This is a genomic window from Gluconacetobacter dulcium, from assembly GCF_014174165.1.
In the GTDB taxonomy this organism is placed as follows: Bacteria; Pseudomonadota; Alphaproteobacteria; order Acetobacterales; family Acetobacteraceae; genus Gluconacetobacter; species Gluconacetobacter dulcium.
In genome coordinates, this window is the sequence record NZ_JABEQN010000001.1 from 135,117 (window position 1) to 149,880 (window position 14,764).

Here is a 14,764-nt window from a genome sequence, read left to right on the forward strand (position 1 = left end):
GGTGCCATCATGGGCGACAAAATAACGGGAGAGAATACCCATGGCCGACCAGACTCACCTCCACCCCCGCCGTCCCGTCATGCTCGTCATCCTCGACGGCTTCGGCTGGCGCGAGGACGTGGCCGACAACGCCGTGCGCGCGGCCCATACCCCCACTTTCGACCGCCTGTGGCAGGAAGGCCCCCACGCCTTCCTCAAGACATGTGGCGAGGATGTCGGCCTTCCGGAAGGGCAGATGGGCAATTCCGAGGTCGGCCACCTCAATATCGGTGCCGGCCGCGTCGTCATGCAGGAACTTCCGCGCATCTTCGCCGCCATCCGCGACGGCAGCCTGGCAACCAACCCGGCCCTGACCGACCTGATCGCGGCGGTGAAAAAAACCGGCGGCACCTGCCACCTGATGGGCCTGGTCTCGGCCGGCGGCGTGCATTCCCATCAGGACCACGCCGTGGCGCTCGCCAGGATCCTCGCCAATAACGGCGTGCCGGTCGCCTTCCACATCTTCACCGACGGCCGCGACACCCCCCCGCATTCGGGCCGCGACTACGTCACCCGCCTGCTCAACGACCTGCCGCCCACCGTCACCATCGCCACCATCTCGGGCCGCTATTTCGCCATGGACCGCGACCGGCGGTGGGACCGGGTAGAAAAGGCGTACGACGCCATCGTCGCCGCCCAGGGTCCGCACGGCGAAGATCCGCTGGCCGTGCTCGACGCCGCCTACAAGGCCGGCACGACCGACGAGTTCCTGCCGCCGACCGTCCTCGGCGCCTATGGCGGCATGAAGGATGGCGATGCCGTCCTGTCCTTCAATTTCCGCGCCGACCGCATCCGCCAGTTGCTGGATGCGGTGCTGGAGAAGGATTTCCAGGGTTTCCCCCGCTCGCGCGTGGTCCAGGTCTCGGCCGCCGTCGGCATGACGCGCTACAGCGACCGCCTGGCGGCCCTGATCGGCGTGCTGTTCCCCCCGCAGTCGCTGGACGACCTGCTGGGCGACGTGGTCTCCAGGGCCGGCAAGCGCCAGTTGCGCATGGCCGAAACCGAGAAATATCCCCACGTCACCTACTTCCTCAATGGCGGCAAGGAAGGCGAACTGCCGGGCGAAGACCGGATCATGGTCCCCTCGCCCAAGGTCGCGACCTACGACCTCCAGCCGGAAATGTCGGCGCCCGAACTCACCGAAAAGGCCGTCCAGGCCATCAATAGCGGCACCTACGACCTGATCATCCTGAATTACGCCAACCCCGACATGGTCGGGCACACGGGCGTCTTCAGCGCGGCGGTCAAGGCGATCGAGGCGGTGGACCGGGGCCTCAAGCAACTGGTCGAGGCCGTGCATCGCCAACGCGGCGCCATCCTGATCACCGCCGATCACGGCAATGCCGAGACGATGTTCGACCCCGAGACCGGCGGCCCGCACACGGCCCACACCCTCAACGTGGTCCCCGTGGTGCTGTCCGGCGCGCGGGAAGTCACCCTGCATGACGGCCGCCTGTCCGACATCGCCCCCACCCTGCTGGCCCTGATGGGCCTGCCGCAACCGGATGCGATGACGGGAACATCGCTGCTGGTGCCGAAACACGGCTTCTGAGATGTCCGTTTGTAAACGCGCGCCGGCGACCATCCTGCGCGCGTTTACGCCACGCCGGTGCCTGCGGACCACACGGCCGCTGCACCTCTCGCTCCCGACCATCGGCCTGGCCACCGGACTGCTCGCCGGACTGACTGTTCCCGACCCGTCCGATGCGGCCCCGCCGCACACGTCTCACCCCGGCCCACACCACCACGCCGCACCGCACGCCAGCCAGAGCGCGGCCGCCGACCACGCCGCCGCCGCCGCGCGCCGCGCGGTAGCGCAGGCCCATGCCGCCCAGCAGGCGCTGATCGCCCGCCAGCAGCTTCAGGCCCGCGACCTTGCGGCCCGCACCGCCGCCCGCGACGCCGCCCGCGCCCAGGCCCGGCAGGACGCCGCCAGAGCCGCCGCCCTGTCGGAGGCAACGGTCGACGCCACCACGCAATTGCAGCAGACCGAACAGCAGACCGCCGACCTGGGCGACCGCGTGGCCACCCTGCGGGCCGAGCAGGCCCAACTCCGCGCGGAACTGAGCCGCGACTCGGCGGCGGTCACCCCCATGCTGCCGCTCGCGGCGCGGCTGGCGCGCTATCCCGCCGATACGCTGCTGGCCGCCCCGGTCCCGCCCGACCGCGCCATCGCGGGCCTGCTGGTCATCCAGGGCCTGTCGGCGCAGCTCGAACAGCGGGCCAACGCCATCCGCACCCGCCGCGCCATCCTGGCAAAACTGGATTCCGACCTGGCAGCCAAGGGCACGCAACTGGCGGCACTCCAGCAGAAGCAGGCCGCCCAGCGCGACAGCGTCGCCCGCGCCGCCGAGGCCGCGCGCCAGGCCCAGCAGCGTTCCAACAGCGCCGCCACCCAGGCCGCCCGCCGGGTCGAGGACGCAACGCGCAGGGCCAGCAGCCTGCAAGACGCCGTCAACCGGATCGAAGCCCTGGAAAAAGCAGCCGAGGACCAGTTGGAACAGGCCGCCCAGGCCGCCATCCGCGCCCACCGCGCCGACGAGGCCGCGGCCGCCCGCGCCCGCGCCGCCGCCATCGCTCAGGGGCCTGGCCCCGGCCTCACCACGCCGCCATCGGGCACGCCGGCCGGGCGCGGGGCGCCCGTACCGGGCACCATCGTCACCGCCTGGGGCGCCACGACCGAGGCCGGGCCGGCATCCGGCATCACCTACGCCCCCCCTTCGGCCGCCACGGTGCGCGCGCCCTGCGCCGGGCAGATCGATTTCGCCGGCGCCTTCCGCTCCTACGGCCAGATGGTCATCCTCAATTGCGGGCGCCATTACCGTTTCGTGCTGGCGGGGCTGGGCGCGCTCGCCGTCTCGACCGGCCAGGCGCTCGCCCACGGCGCCCCGCTGGGCCGCATGCCCGACTGGTCCGGCCAGGGCGCGCGGCCAACCCTGTTCGTGCAGTTGCGGCACGGCGGCGGGGCGGTCGATCCCGCTCCGTTTCTATAGTCCTTTCTCTCGGCGGTTTCCGCCCGGCGCGAGTTCGGTATAAGATCGTCCCAATGACGATGGTCCGGGCCGTTTCCCGACGGCACGGGCTCCACCCGTCCACGGCAGGGGCGGTTTCACTCAGGAGACGCACGGTATGACGTTCCGCACCGGCCTGCTGCTTGGCTGCGCCTTTCTGGCGGGCATCGCGGCGGGGCCACAGATCGCCCACCTTCCCCTCTCCGGAGGGCATAGCCTGACATCCAACGCCCTCGCCGCCAGCCTGGCCAAGGACAGCGATTCGGATTCCCCGGCCGAGAATTTCCGCCTCCTGTCGCTGTTCGGCCATGTGCTGGAACAGGTGAAGGCGAATTACGTCGATCAGGTCTCCAACCGCGAACTGATCATCAACGCGCTGAACGGCATGCTGAGCGGCCTCGACCCGCACAGCTCGTACATGACCGAAAAACAGTACGCCGACCTGCAAACCCGCACGAAGGGCGAGTTCGGCGGCCTGGGGCTGGAAGTCCAGCCCGATGACAGCCACATCCGCGTCGTCTCGCCGATCGACGACACGCCCGCCGCCAAGGCCGGCATCAAGACCGGCGACTATATCGTCGCCATCGACGGCAAGAACATCGACGGCCTGCCGCTGGACGAAGCCGTGCAGCGCATGCGCGGCAAGCCGGATACCAAGATCACCCTGACCCTCATCCGCGAAAAGACACCCAAGCCGATCATCGTGACGATGACGCGGGCGATCATCCACATCCAGGTGATCAAATCGGCCCTCTATGATTCAACGGGCTATATCCGGGTGTCCGAGTTCAACGAGGAAACCACACCGGGGCTGGAAGCCGCCTATCGCAAGCTGAAGGCCGAGGCCCACGGCCACCTCACCGGGCTGGTGCTGGACCTGCGCTCCGATCCCGGCGGCCTGCTCAACCAGGCGATCGGCGTCAGCGCCGATTTCATCCGCAATGGCGAGATCGTCTCGACCCGTGCCCGCCACGCGCAGGAAAGCCAGCGGTGGGACGCCCACGGCACCGACATCACCGACGGCCTGCCGATGGTGGTGCTGATCAATGGCGGCTCGGCCTCGGCCAGCGAGATCGTCGCCGGCGCCCTGCAAGACCATCAGCGCGCCGTGCTGGTCGGCGAGAAATCCTTCGGCAAGGGCTCGGTGCAGACCATCCTGCCCATCCCCGGCGACGGCGCGCTGCGCCTGACCACGGCGCGCTACTACACGCCGTCCGGCCGCTCCATCCAGGGCCTGGGCATCGTGCCCGACGTGACGGTGCGCGAAACGCGCGAGGACCCCGGCTACAGCATCCGCGAAGCCGACCTCAGCCACATCATCAAGAACCAGGGCGGCAACACCGCCAAGCCGCCGACACGGGTCGATCTGCCGTCGATCGTCTCGTCCATTCCCAACGAGCCGCCGGCCAACTGGCCCGCCTTCGACATGACCAAGCCCACGACCGACTTCCAGTTGCAGCAGGGGCTCAAGATCGTGCGCGCCATGGCCACCGGCCAGCATACGGCGGCCGCCACGCCGACCAACCCGCCGCATCATGACTGACGCGGCGTCTCTGCCCTACCGCCGCAATGTCGGCGCCATGCTGTTCAACGACCGGGGCCAGATCCTGATCGGCCGGCGCACCGACCAGCCCGGCGCCGGCGGCCCGCTGTCCGAAGGCGTCTGGCAATGCCCGCAAGGCGGCATCGACGCCGATGAGGCCCCCGAACAGGCCGTCCTGCGCGAACTGCACGAGGAAATCGGCACTGACCGCGCCGAAATCCTCGCCGTCCACCCGCAATGGCTGACCTACGACCTGCCACCCGCCCTGCTCGGCAAGGCCCTTGGCGGCCGCTATCGCGGCCAGACCCAGAAATGGTTCGCGCTGCGCTTCACCGGCACCGACGCCGACATCCGCCTCGACGCCCACCAGCCGGCGGAATTCGACGCCTGGCAATGGATCGACCTCGCCACGCTGCCCGACCGCAATGTCGGCTTCAAACGCCCCATCTACCAGACCCTGGCCCAGGATTTCGCGTCCTACGCTCACCCCCGACCCTGACCCTGACCCCGGCGCATCCGCCCCACATGGCACAATTCCACGAGTCAGCCGATTTTTCTGCGCGTCAGACTTTCACAGTTTAATCGCGCGCTCGGAGCAAACCCCGGCTTTCGCGAAGCCCGAGCGCGAACATCTCAAGCGTGGTCGTCGGCCTGCCCAGTTTTTCCCAGGTTTCTTCGGCATAAAACGGATCTTCGTGATCTCCGAAATACGCGAACAGATGCGCCACGAATTTCATTTTCGGATTGAAAAGACCGATCATCCGCATGACCCAGAGCGGAGCCACGCGAATTTTGAGCGAGGGATCATAGGCTCGGACAAACCGTTCCATCGCCTGCCTGACAGAAATCGCTTCCGGTCCCTGCACAGGACAATGTTCCGGCATCGCCTCAGGATTCTGAAACGCTTCGACCACCCACCGCGCATAATCGGCGACACCGATCCACCAGATCCTGACGCGCGTATTCCCGACCCACCGGAGCGCGCGTCCGCTGATCATGTACGGCAGCAATTCCATGAAATGCGTCGGCGCGAAAAAGGTATGACGAATCCCGGAGTCCGCGATGATTTTGTGCCCTTCCATCCGGATGAGATTGGGCACGACGTTCCGTCTGATGTTTCCCAGCGCCGGGGGATAGGCGCCAAGGGAACCGATCTTGGCGATATACCGGATGTTCAGCCCCTCGATCGCGGTCATCAGGTTTCGCACACCGTCCCGCTCTTCATGGAAGGGAAGATCCAGGTCCGCCGTCTCGGTCGCGAGATTGAGATAAATGGCATCCACCCCGTCGAGGGCGGCGCGCAGGCCCGGAACGTCCCGCAGATCGGCCCGAACGATTTCGACAGTGTCCGGAAGCATCCTGCGCGCCTTGTCGGGCGAGCGGACAACGGCCCGAACCTCGAAATGTCTGGCCAGTTCGGTCGCGACCGGCGCGCCAAGCCGCCCCGTCGCGCCGATGACGGCTATTGTCCTGATCGGTTTCATGCTGTGTCCTGATCCATCGACGCAAAAATTGTTTCAAGTTTTTCAGGGTCGTAATGCCGGTCTATGGCGGCACTCCTCAGGCCGATCCCGCGCAGCAGGAACCGGACCGTGTTCTCGATCAGCCTTTCGCGTGTCACGCCGTATTCGACGATCGTGATGTCGGGCAGGCTGATCAGATGCAGCGTGTTCGCCAGATGATGGACGAACCAGATTTCCGCACTGCCGGTATGAACACCGTCCTCGACATCGCCCGCCCCCTGCGCAACCTGAAAGGATCGTTCGAAAACGCCGATCCAGGGCGTCACATGCCGGTCGAGGAAAGCCTTCGCGAACTGGCCGTCGCCCAGCAGACTGGCGGTGACCAGCCGCTTGGTATCGTCATGAGAGCGCGCGTCACCGATACCGGGAAAGACCGCCTGCACAAGCAGGGCAACCCCTCTGACCAGCGTCGCCGTCGAAGGAACCGCCTCGGCGAGAAGACGGCTCCCGACCGCGTTGGCCTCCACGCAATGGGATTCAAGTTCCGCGTAAAGCGCCTCCTTGCTGGCGAAGTGCCGGTAAAGAAGGGCTTCGGAGACCCCCGCCGCCCTGGCGATCTCCTTCGTCGTCGCGCCCTCCCGACCGAGCCGGGCGAAAATGGGCGCCGCAGCCGACAGGATCGCCTGCCTGCGATCAGTCGCGGAAAGTCTGGATGGACGTGATGACATGGTTTCTCCTCGCGGACAAACATAAGTAAGTACTCACTTACATACAAGTGGTCATTGCACCACGACATGGATGATGGAACCCACGATCCTGGACAGCCTGTCTAAACAGATATCTTTACAGCTTACCTGTCTATCTATATCGTGACGGAATGACTGATCCCCAGAATGAACAGCCCCTTCACGAGGCAGCGGCCCTGGCGCAGGATCTCCGCGCCCTTCTGAGCAAACTGAAGCGACGGCTGCGGGAACAGGCCCATGTCGGGGAACTGACGCCATCCCAGACATCGGTGCTGCTGCACCTGGAAGCGCATGGCCCCGCAACGACGTCGCATCTCGCCCGGTCGCAGGGCATCCGTCCGCAATCGATGGCACCGATCGTCGCGGCGCTGACGGATGCCGGCTTTATCGGCAGCCATCCCGACCCTTCGGACGGGCGCCAGACCCTTTTATCCCTGACGGACGCCTGCCGCAGGCAAATCCTCGCAGGGCGCGCCGCACGCCAGGACTGGCTGACACGGGCATTGCAGTCCCGTTTTTCGGCGCAGGAACAAGCCGAACTCACCCGGTCCGTCGCGCTCCTGAAGCGGCTCGTCGATGAATGATAGCGCATGGCAAAACCGCCTCCCTCATTCACCCCTCCACCATTCACCCCTGCCCAATTCCCCCCTGATTATGCTTTTGGAAAAGAGAGCCCCATGGCGCTGACAACACTGGACCCTGTAACCGCGCTGATCGTCGTCGATTTACAGCAAGGCATCGTCGGCCTGCCGCTCGCGCACCCGATCGAACCGGTCATCTGGCACGCCCGGTCTCTGGCCGATGCCTTTCGCGCCCGCGCCCTGCCGGTCGTTCTGGTCAACGTCGCCGGCAGCGCACCCGGCCGGACGGAACAGCAACGCCCGACAGGCCCGCGCCCGACAGGATGGACGGACCTCGTGCCGGAACTCGATCAACTGCCTGACGATATCGTGGTGACGAAGCGGACATGGGGCGCCTTTGCCAGCACCGATCTGGAAGCACAATTAAGGGCGCGCGGCGTGACGCAAATCGTGGTCGCCGGCGTCGCGACCGGCACGGGTGTCGAAGCCACCGCACGCCAGGCTTATGAAGCCGGCTTCAACGTCACGCTCGCCTGCGACGCCATGACGGATTCCCGCGCGGAAGCCCATGATTACAGCATCCGGTCCGTTTTCCCCCGCCTCGGCGAGACGGGTACGAGCGCGGATATCATGGCCCTGTTACCGACAAGAGAAGATGCCGGACATGCAGGGGCTTGATCTGCTGCTCCCGCATTCCCGACACATCCACGGCGGCAACACACCGGAAAAGCCGTGATCTTTACAATGTCCGGAACATTCCGCTCGCTGCGCAACGTCAATTACCGGATCTGGGCTGGCGGCGCGTTCGTGTCCAATATCGGCACCTGGGTGCAGCGGACAGCCCAGGACTGGCTGGTCCTGACAGAACTGACGCATCACGACGCCACCGCCGTCGGATTGGTCATGGCGTTGCAGTTCGGGCCGCAGATGCTTCTGTTGCCCTGGACGGGGTTCGCCGCCGACCATTTCAACCAGCGCAGACTCCTGATGATCACGCAGGCAACAATGGGCGTCCTGGCGCTGGCGCTGGGTGTGTTGACGGTGACCGGCCTCGTGCGGCTCTGGCATGTCGATGTCTTCGCCTTCCTGTTCGGATGCGCCGCCGCATTCGACGCCCCCGTCCGCCAGACCTTCGTAGCCGAACTCGTGGGAGACACGGACCTGCACAATGCGGTGGCGCTCAACGCCACCTCATTCAATGCCGCGCGCATGATCGGCCCCGCCGTGGCGGGGCTGGTGATCGCGGCCATCGGCACGGGCTGGGCGTTCCTGATCAATGGCGCCTCGTTTGCGGGCGTGCTGCTCTCCCTCATGGCGCTGCGGGCCGGCGAACTGCGACCGGCGATCCGCGCACACCGGAAAAAAGGCGGTTTCTCCGAGGGTTTCCACTACGCATGGGGCCGCAGCGACCTGCGGGCGATCCTGATCATGCTCTTCCTGATCGGCACGTTCGGACTGAACTTTCCGATCTTCATCTCGACCATGGCCGTCGGCGTGTTCCACACGAATGCCCAGGGTTACGGACTGTTATCCTCCATCATGGCGATCGGCACGATGGCAGGCGCATTCCTCGGTGCCGGCCGAAAGGCACCCCGCTTCGACCTGCTGCTGACCGGCGCGGGCATTTTCGGCGCCGGCTGCGCCCTCGCGGCCATCGCGCCCACCTACTGGGCCTTCGCGGCTTCCCTGGTCGTAATCGGCGTAGCCGCACTGACCGTCACCAACACGACGAACAGCCTGATGCAGCTTTCGACAGCGCCCGAGATGCGCGGGCGCGTCATGGCGCTGCGCGTGGGCGTGGCGCTCGGTGGCACACCGATCGGGGCACCGATCGTCGGCTGGGTCGCCAACACGTTCGGTCCACGCTGGGCGCTCGGCATCGGCGCGGTCGCCGGGCTGATCGCAGCGTGCGTGGCATTCGTCGCACTCCCCCGCCAAAACCCGGACACCCCACCCTGATTGCCCCACCCTGATCGCGACGGCCCGCCGCGCCAGATCCGGGCACGGCACCGGCCCTAACCGCATTCACCTCGACGGAACAAAGATTTTTTCCGGAAAAGTGACGATGCTCTATGCGGCAACACGCGTGCTCATGGACGTGATGAACGCGCGGACGATCCGCCGGCTGGCATGCATCACCGGCCTCGGCGCGGGCGACAGCCGAGGACACGGCGGCTTCTTTTTCGGCCGGCCGCTCCTGCCCTTGCTGCTGCGCCACATCTATGACGACAAGAACCGTCAGGAAGACATTATCCGGGCCAGCACCCTGGACCGGACCATCGTCCGGCCGACAATGCTCAACGACAAGCCCGCGCGCGATCGCATCCGGGCCTTGACCGACCTGTCCGGCATACATGGTGGAACGATCGCACGCGTCGATCCAGACGGCGAGAGATCGAGCCATTGCCGACGCGCTCTGCCCTCGCGCGCAGCCGGCATCACGCCACGGGCCCGCGCACTCCCCACGCGTTGACGAGAACGGCCAGAAACGCCGTTTCAAAGAAAATCGTTGTCCGCACGGCCTTCCACACGACGAACCCGTCGGCCCGGACCAGACCGACGCCGCTTGCGGAAATTCCGCAGGCAGCCGGAAACACGGCGCCGGGATCACCGATGTCCGAGCGAAAGCAGGGTCTCGACTCCTTTCGCTCAGTCCCGGAGCCGGATGACCTCGACCACGAAATACAGATAGGCGACCGTATCCATCAGTTGGAAACGGTCATGCCGTCGCTGGAAGTACGCTGGAATTAAGCTGGATTTTATTGACACAGGACTGTGCAAACCGCGCCGTGATAGCCAGAACCAGAAAGAGCGCAAAATCCAGCGAGGTCTGAAAGCCCAGGATCATGATTTTTCGAGCCGTTCGGCCGAGCGGGCCGGCAGCGTGTGCGCCAGGTAGCGCGAAAGCTGCGGCTCCAATCCGTCGGAGGACAAGATCCCGGCGATATAGCCGTCCGGACGCACGAGCACCCATTGGCCGGGTTCGATCCCGTACGCTTCGGCGATATGGCCGCCATCGTCGACGAGTTCATGCCCGGCGCCGACGGTAACGATACGGACGCCCGCGATGGCCGATGGCCGATCGCGCGCCTCATAACCGAGCAAGGTCCAGTGTGGTCCCTGAAAGAGCATGAACAGCCGTGTCCGTTGCCCCGCCTGCCCGCGACAGGGCGCATCGGGCGCGCGATCGCCCGCCTGCACCGTGCCACCCACCGAACCGGGCACGCTCAACGACGAACCGCGATAGCCGAGGTCGATCTGCCGCGCTTCGCGATCGCGCCGCATGGTGCCCTGCTTTGCTTCCCCGAGCAGACGCGTCGAGAGACGCAGCATGTCCGACGCGATCGGTCGCCGCTCCGCCTCGTAGCTGTCGAGCAGCGCCTCCGGCGCCCCCGCGAGCACGGCCGCCAGCTTCCAGCCAAGATTATAGGCGTCCTGTACGCTGGTATTGAGGCCCTGACCGCCCGTTGGCGGGTGAACATGCGCGGCATCCCCCGCGATGAAGACGCGCCCGACCCGATAGCGATCGGCCAGACGCGCGTTCATCGTGTAGACCGAGGACCAGGACACCGAGCGGACGATAATGTCCCCTCTGCCGGTCCGCTCTCCGATGAGCGCGGTCAGTCCGGCCGGAGACAGGTCGATCTCTCCGTCCAACGCCACGGGCGCCTGAACCTGGAACAGATCCGTTCCGGCCAGCGGGCAAATCAAGACCTGCGTCCGGGGCGAACCGAGCTGGAAACGATGCCAGGCGACCCGATCGAGCCCCTCCAGCCGCACATCGGCAACGATCGCGCGCACGCCCAGCGTCTCTCCCGGAAAATCGATCGCCAGGGCATGGCGCACGAAGCTGCGGCCGCCATCGGTCCCGACAAGGAACCGGGCACGGATAACCGACGCGCCGCCTTCCCGTTCCACCCTTGCCGTCACGCCCCCGCCCCTGCCTGCGCCTCCGCCCTCGCCATCGCCGTCCTGCTCGAATCCGACCAGCCGCGTGCCGAAGCAGGGATAATGACCCAGTTCGGCAAGCCGCTCCCGCATGACCGCTTCGGTTGCGAACTGCGGCAGCATCAGCGGCGCGGCATAAGGTTCGGCGGGAGACGGGGAGACGTCCGCTTCCGTCAGCAGCGACATCTGATGGGTTCCATCAGGACGATACTGACAAAGCGGCGGATAAGGCCCGCCTGCCGCCGCCACGCGGTCGACGAAGCCCAGGTCTTCAAAAATTTCCATCGTCCGGGGCTGGATGCCCTTGCCGCGCGACCCGCTGAACGGCTGCGCGCTCTGCTCGATCAGTCGGAACGAAACCCCACGGCGGGCGAGGTCGATCGCAAGGGTCAGGCCAGCGGCCCCCGCACCCGAGATCAGGACATCTGTATCGAAAGACACTGGCAGCTCCACGAATCAATGTGCAATATTCACGTATCTGAGATTGGCTCCCAAGGCAACGAAAAACGTGAATAATGCACACGATCCCGAAATCCTGCGCGGCCTCCACGCCGCGATCATCGACCTGGTCGATGAGATCAATCGGCCGCGCCGTGACGACCGGTTGATCGAAGAAGCGGGCATTCCACTGGACCGGGCTCTGTTTCCGCTTCTCGCGCGCGTATGGCGTTACGGTCCCATCGGCGTGGTCGATCTGGCCGACCGGACGGGCCGCGACCACACCACGATCAGCCGACAGATGAGCAGGCTGGAGGAACTGGGCCTCATCGAGCGCCACCCGTCCGCGACGGACAAACGTGTTCGCGAAGCGACCGTGACGGGAAAGGGACGAGAAATGGTCGGCATGCTGAATGCGGCCCGCGAAAGGCTGGCAAACCGCATCCTTGTCGACTGGACAGATACTGACCTCGATCAGTTACGAACGCTTCTACGACGCTTCGCTGACGACCTGATGCGATGATCAATCCCGTGAAATATCTGTCATCAGCATCAGACCGCGTGCTTTCCTCGTAAAGCTGTATGTCGTCTTCCGGAATCAAACAGACAGGCTGCTTTCGCCTCATTCCTGCCATTCAGTCTAGCTATGCAAATTCCCGAAAGCAGTCGTTCTGCTCAGGCGTCTACGGTGTCAAATCGACAAGGTAGAGAACCTATCGAATTCCTTTGATATGCACACGAAAGTATGCAGAATAGCAGCTTTCGATGACGATATCTGAAATCCTAGTTCTACGATCCGCTCTATCCGAGCTCAGTTTCCGCTGTGATGAGGCCGATGAGTAGGCGTCAGCAGTTGGGGAGGAAAACAGCTACGCAAGAGAACTCGCAATAATTGCTAGTTGATAAGGGGCTGGGCAGGCACTTGATCCATCAATTCGACAAGCTTTTCGAGTGACCTTACCAGATCAGCGTGGTGATTATCCGGATCATAGCAGAGACACTTTAAGTTCCGATTTGATCGCAACGATTTCACCATATCTGGCGCTATATGCGATGATGTTACTAAGTAATGTGGTCGTGAATTTGGAAAATTGAAACGCTGGTTTTCGAGAAGCAGACTGAGGTCTGGGTCTGAGATGCCACATCCGATAATTAAAAAAGTATGAGACAAGAGGCAAGCATCTAGAACGTCATAGAATGCCGAGTAAGATACTCTCGCTTTAGCATAATCGTGATTTGAGAATATCAGTTCGTTGGGGTGGTCGATTGATCCGTGGACCTTAATAATGTGGGTCCGGTCCTCTCGCAAAAAATTGTGCACGTCTGGGTCAGAATACCGTTTAACCGTCACTTGACCACCAGTCTCGCTCATCACATAATTTTCAAATATTTGATCGAAATTTGGTGTCAAATATATTCTTTGGTCCAAGTTGAATATTAGCTTGTGTATCTCAGCGGGCGCATACGCAGGCGTGATGAAGCATTCCCTAATAAAGTGTTCCCACTCCTCTTCCATCCTGCTTTTGATCCACTCACAAGCGTGTAGCAAATCATTATCTTTGATCGCTCGTCTGATATGAGCCGTGCCCTTAGATCCAATCTTGGCCAAACCACGTTCAAGGAACTCGCTCCATAGTGGAGGACGCGTTTCTCCGTCTTTACCCACCGAGTTTTTGCTAACTCCACTACCGAGGAAAACGACAACTCGCCTAGATATAAGATCGCGTTTAAGCTGTTCTGGCCAATTGATCATTACTTCAATCCCGCCCGAGCAAGAATTTCTTCTGCGACTGTGCCGAATGTTTCACGAGCGTCCTTTACCTTCGAAAAGTGAGCGCCCTTTACGCCGTCAGCCGCCTTAAGGTCAAACACCGGGGCACGGGCGGTTTGCGACATGGGGATAAGACTATGGAGGTTGGGAATTGAACCTAGTAGGAAGCTAGTAATTTTACTGGGAGGCGGAGCAATTGTTGATAGCTTCGAAGACACTATGCTCTCGAATTGCTTCATAATTTTCTCATAAGCATTCACAGCACGTTTCGTGCCAAAAGCGTCTGCTTTGGCAATATAGTGTTGAGATGCATAGCCAAGGAATCCGATACTTCTAGCGAGATTTGTGCCGACGTCATCAGGATCATCGACGTTCTCAACGCCAGAAATCCATTGCTTTCGCCACCTAGACATCCATGCAGCAATGTTGTCGATCGCCTTAACGCTGAAGATGTCTATGGACATGGGGGCCACGAAATAGTCGCTAGCCAACAAAACAGAACGATTGATAGAACCAAGTGATGGACCCACATCAAAAAATACGAGGTCGTAATCCTCGCAGCGCTTCATGAGCTCTGCGAACATCAACGTCGTTCGCATGCCGCGCGGGTCGCCGCCAATCGCCGCCCCCCAATCCTGCGCGAGTAAATCTTCAGCTAGAGCTAGTCTAGGATCCCCTGGCAATACATCCACACCGAAACGTGGACTTGTGCTGACATTGAACTCTTTGCTGTAGCCTTTACCAAGTGAGAGCGGCCGTATCACATTATGAAGCGTGAAAGATGAAGTTTCATCATAAAAGTACGTAAGTTTCTTGTCGTCAAACATATATTGAGTCGCATTGCACTGTGGATCCGCGTCAATCACCAGGACGCGAAATTTGTATTCCTCAGCTGCGTAGGCGGCTACATTGCATAGCAACGTCGTTTTTCCCACTCCGCCCTTATTATTAAAGAACGCTATTGATGTGGCCATTCCGCCCTCCGAAATACTCTCTTAGATTTTAATAGATCAAATTTCTTGTCATGCAAGAGGCGTCCCAGTGTGTTTGAGCACTCAAACAGAAGTTGCAAGCTAACCCTCTCTGTTTACATGGCAACAACAACTCGACTGAGGCGCATTATTGAATGCAGAAAGTTGTTCATCAAGTATCAAATCGACCTAAACCGTCCTATGATTTCAATCTGTGACCCAATATCGTCCCATAATGAAGCCTGCCCAGACG

The 14,764-nt window shown here is 62.7% G+C and carries 14 protein-coding genes; 9 read left to right on the forward strand and 5 right to left on the reverse strand.

Features of this window, described 5'->3' with window-relative positions:
* Positions 1 to 40 precede the first annotated feature (40 nt).
* The 4 genes from gpmI to HLH25_RS00655 all read left to right on the forward strand — a co-directional run bounded on the left by gpmI (position 41) and on the right by HLH25_RS00655 (position 5,092).
* Positions 41 to 1,591, forward strand: a complete 1,551-nt coding sequence (gene gpmI, locus HLH25_RS00640) for a 2,3-bisphosphoglycerate-independent phosphoglycerate mutase (RefSeq protein WP_182972221.1) — start codon at positions 41 to 43, stop codon at positions 1,589 to 1,591.
* Position 1,592: 1 nt separating this feature from the next.
* Positions 1,593 to 3,032 carry a murein hydrolase activator EnvC family protein gene (locus HLH25_RS00645; protein ID WP_246400738.1) on the forward strand — a complete coding sequence of 480 codons (1,440 nt, stop codon included), beginning with the start codon at positions 1,593 to 1,595 and terminating at the stop codon, positions 3,030 to 3,032.
* 136 nt (positions 3,033 to 3,168) lie between these two features.
* The gene (locus HLH25_RS00650; protein WP_182972222.1) at positions 3,169 to 4,593 is read left to right on the forward strand and encodes a S41 family peptidase; all 1,425 of its coding nucleotides are present in this window, start codon (positions 3,169 to 3,171) and stop codon (positions 4,591 to 4,593) included.
* Complete coding sequence (locus HLH25_RS00655; RefSeq protein WP_182972223.1) at positions 4,586 to 5,092, forward strand: RNA pyrophosphohydrolase; 507 nt, start codon at positions 4,586 to 4,588, stop codon at positions 5,090 to 5,092. The genes HLH25_RS00650 and HLH25_RS00655 overlap by 8 nt, the downstream gene beginning before the upstream one ends.
* A 79-nt stretch (positions 5,093 to 5,171) precedes the next feature.
* Here HLH25_RS00655 and HLH25_RS00660 read toward each other — a convergent pair whose 3' ends face one another.
* Both HLH25_RS00660 and HLH25_RS00665 read right to left on the reverse strand, forming a co-directional pair.
* Positions 5,172 to 6,077, reverse strand: a complete 906-nt coding sequence (locus HLH25_RS00660) for an SDR family oxidoreductase (RefSeq protein WP_182972224.1) — start codon at positions 6,075 to 6,077, stop codon at positions 5,172 to 5,174.
* Complete coding sequence (locus tag HLH25_RS00665) at positions 6,074 to 6,784, reverse strand: helix-turn-helix domain-containing protein (protein WP_182972225.1); 711 nt, start codon at positions 6,782 to 6,784, stop codon at positions 6,074 to 6,076. The genes HLH25_RS00660 and HLH25_RS00665 overlap by 4 nt, the downstream gene beginning before the upstream one ends.
* Positions 6,785 to 6,933: 149 nt before the next feature.
* Between HLH25_RS00665 and HLH25_RS00670 the strand changes: the two genes are divergently transcribed.
* The 4 genes from HLH25_RS00670 (at position 6,934) to HLH25_RS00685 (ending at position 9,856) form a co-directional block, all read left to right on the forward strand.
* Positions 6,934 to 7,386 carry a MarR family winged helix-turn-helix transcriptional regulator gene (locus HLH25_RS00670; RefSeq protein ID WP_182972226.1) on the forward strand — a complete coding sequence of 151 codons (453 nt, stop codon included), beginning with the start codon at positions 6,934 to 6,936 and terminating at the stop codon, positions 7,384 to 7,386.
* 93 nt (positions 7,387 to 7,479) lie between these two features.
* Entirely contained in the window at positions 7,480 to 8,061 is a 582-nt protein-coding gene (locus HLH25_RS00675) for an isochorismatase family protein (protein WP_182972227.1), read from the forward strand.
* Positions 8,062 to 8,127: 66 nt separating this feature from the next.
* Positions 8,128 to 9,342: an MFS transporter gene (locus HLH25_RS00680; protein WP_182972228.1), complete on the forward strand. Its 1,215-nt coding sequence runs from the start codon at positions 8,128 to 8,130 to the stop codon at positions 9,340 to 9,342.
* Positions 9,343 to 9,448: 106 nt separating this feature from the next.
* Positions 9,449 to 9,856, forward strand: a complete 408-nt coding sequence (locus HLH25_RS00685; protein ID WP_182972229.1) for an NAD(P)H-binding protein — start codon at positions 9,449 to 9,451, stop codon at positions 9,854 to 9,856.
* A gap of 371 nt (positions 9,857 to 10,227) precedes the next feature.
* On the opposite strand, the gene HLH25_RS00690 is transcribed toward HLH25_RS00685, so the two are convergent.
* Positions 10,228 to 11,772, reverse strand: a complete 1,545-nt coding sequence (locus HLH25_RS00690) for an FAD-dependent oxidoreductase (protein WP_182972230.1) — start codon at positions 11,770 to 11,772, stop codon at positions 10,228 to 10,230.
* 67 nt (positions 11,773 to 11,839) lie between these two features.
* Between HLH25_RS00690 and HLH25_RS00695 the strand changes: the two genes are divergently transcribed.
* Positions 11,840 to 12,292, forward strand: a complete 453-nt coding sequence (locus tag HLH25_RS00695) for a MarR family winged helix-turn-helix transcriptional regulator (protein ID WP_310889035.1) — start codon at positions 11,840 to 11,842, stop codon at positions 12,290 to 12,292.
* 372 nt (positions 12,293 to 12,664) lie between these two features.
* Here HLH25_RS00695 and HLH25_RS20720 read toward each other — a convergent pair whose 3' ends face one another.
* A complete protein-coding gene (locus HLH25_RS20720; protein WP_182972231.1) occupies positions 12,665 to 13,522 on the reverse strand; it encodes an SIR2 family protein in 858 nt (285 codons plus the stop codon).
* Positions 13,522 to 14,514, reverse strand: a complete 993-nt coding sequence (locus HLH25_RS00705) for a ParA family protein (RefSeq protein ID WP_182972232.1) — start codon at positions 14,512 to 14,514, stop codon at positions 13,522 to 13,524. Before HLH25_RS00705 ends, HLH25_RS20720 begins: the two co-directional genes overlap by 1 nt.
* Positions 14,515 to 14,764: the final 250 nt, after the last annotated feature.

Excerpts from the sequence above, each read along its gene's own strand:
- HLH25_RS00680 (WP_182972228.1), top strand. The coding sequence starts at position 8,128 with ATGTCCGGAACATTCCGCTCGCTGCGCAACGTCAATTACCGGATCTGG.
- HLH25_RS00660 (WP_182972224.1), bottom strand. The coding sequence starts at position 6,077 with ATGAAACCGATCAGGACAATAGCCGTCATCGGCGCGACGGGGCGGCTT.
- HLH25_RS00705 (WP_182972232.1), bottom strand. The coding sequence starts at position 14,514 with ATGGCCACATCAATAGCGTTCTTTAATAATAAGGGCGGAGTGGGAAAA.
- gpmI (WP_182972221.1), top strand. The coding sequence starts at position 41 with ATGGCCGACCAGACTCACCTCCACCCCCGCCGTCCCGTCATGCTCGTC.
- HLH25_RS00655 (WP_182972223.1), top strand. The coding sequence starts at position 4,586 with ATGACTGACGCGGCGTCTCTGCCCTACCGCCGCAATGTCGGCGCCATG.
- HLH25_RS20720 (WP_182972231.1), bottom strand. The coding sequence starts at position 13,522 with ATGATCAATTGGCCAGAACAGCTTAAACGCGATCTTATATCTAGGCGA.
- HLH25_RS00645 (WP_246400738.1), top strand. The coding sequence starts at position 1,593 with ATGTCCGTTTGTAAACGCGCGCCGGCGACCATCCTGCGCGCGTTTACG.
- HLH25_RS00665 (WP_182972225.1), bottom strand. The coding sequence starts at position 6,784 with ATGTCATCACGTCCATCCAGACTTTCCGCGACTGATCGCAGGCAGGCG.
- HLH25_RS00675 (WP_182972227.1), top strand. The coding sequence starts at position 7,480 with ATGGCGCTGACAACACTGGACCCTGTAACCGCGCTGATCGTCGTCGAT.
- HLH25_RS00685 (WP_182972229.1), top strand. The coding sequence starts at position 9,449 with ATGCTCTATGCGGCAACACGCGTGCTCATGGACGTGATGAACGCGCGG.
- HLH25_RS00650 (WP_182972222.1), top strand. The coding sequence starts at position 3,169 with ATGACGTTCCGCACCGGCCTGCTGCTTGGCTGCGCCTTTCTGGCGGGC.
- HLH25_RS00670 (WP_182972226.1), top strand. The coding sequence starts at position 6,934 with ATGACTGATCCCCAGAATGAACAGCCCCTTCACGAGGCAGCGGCCCTG.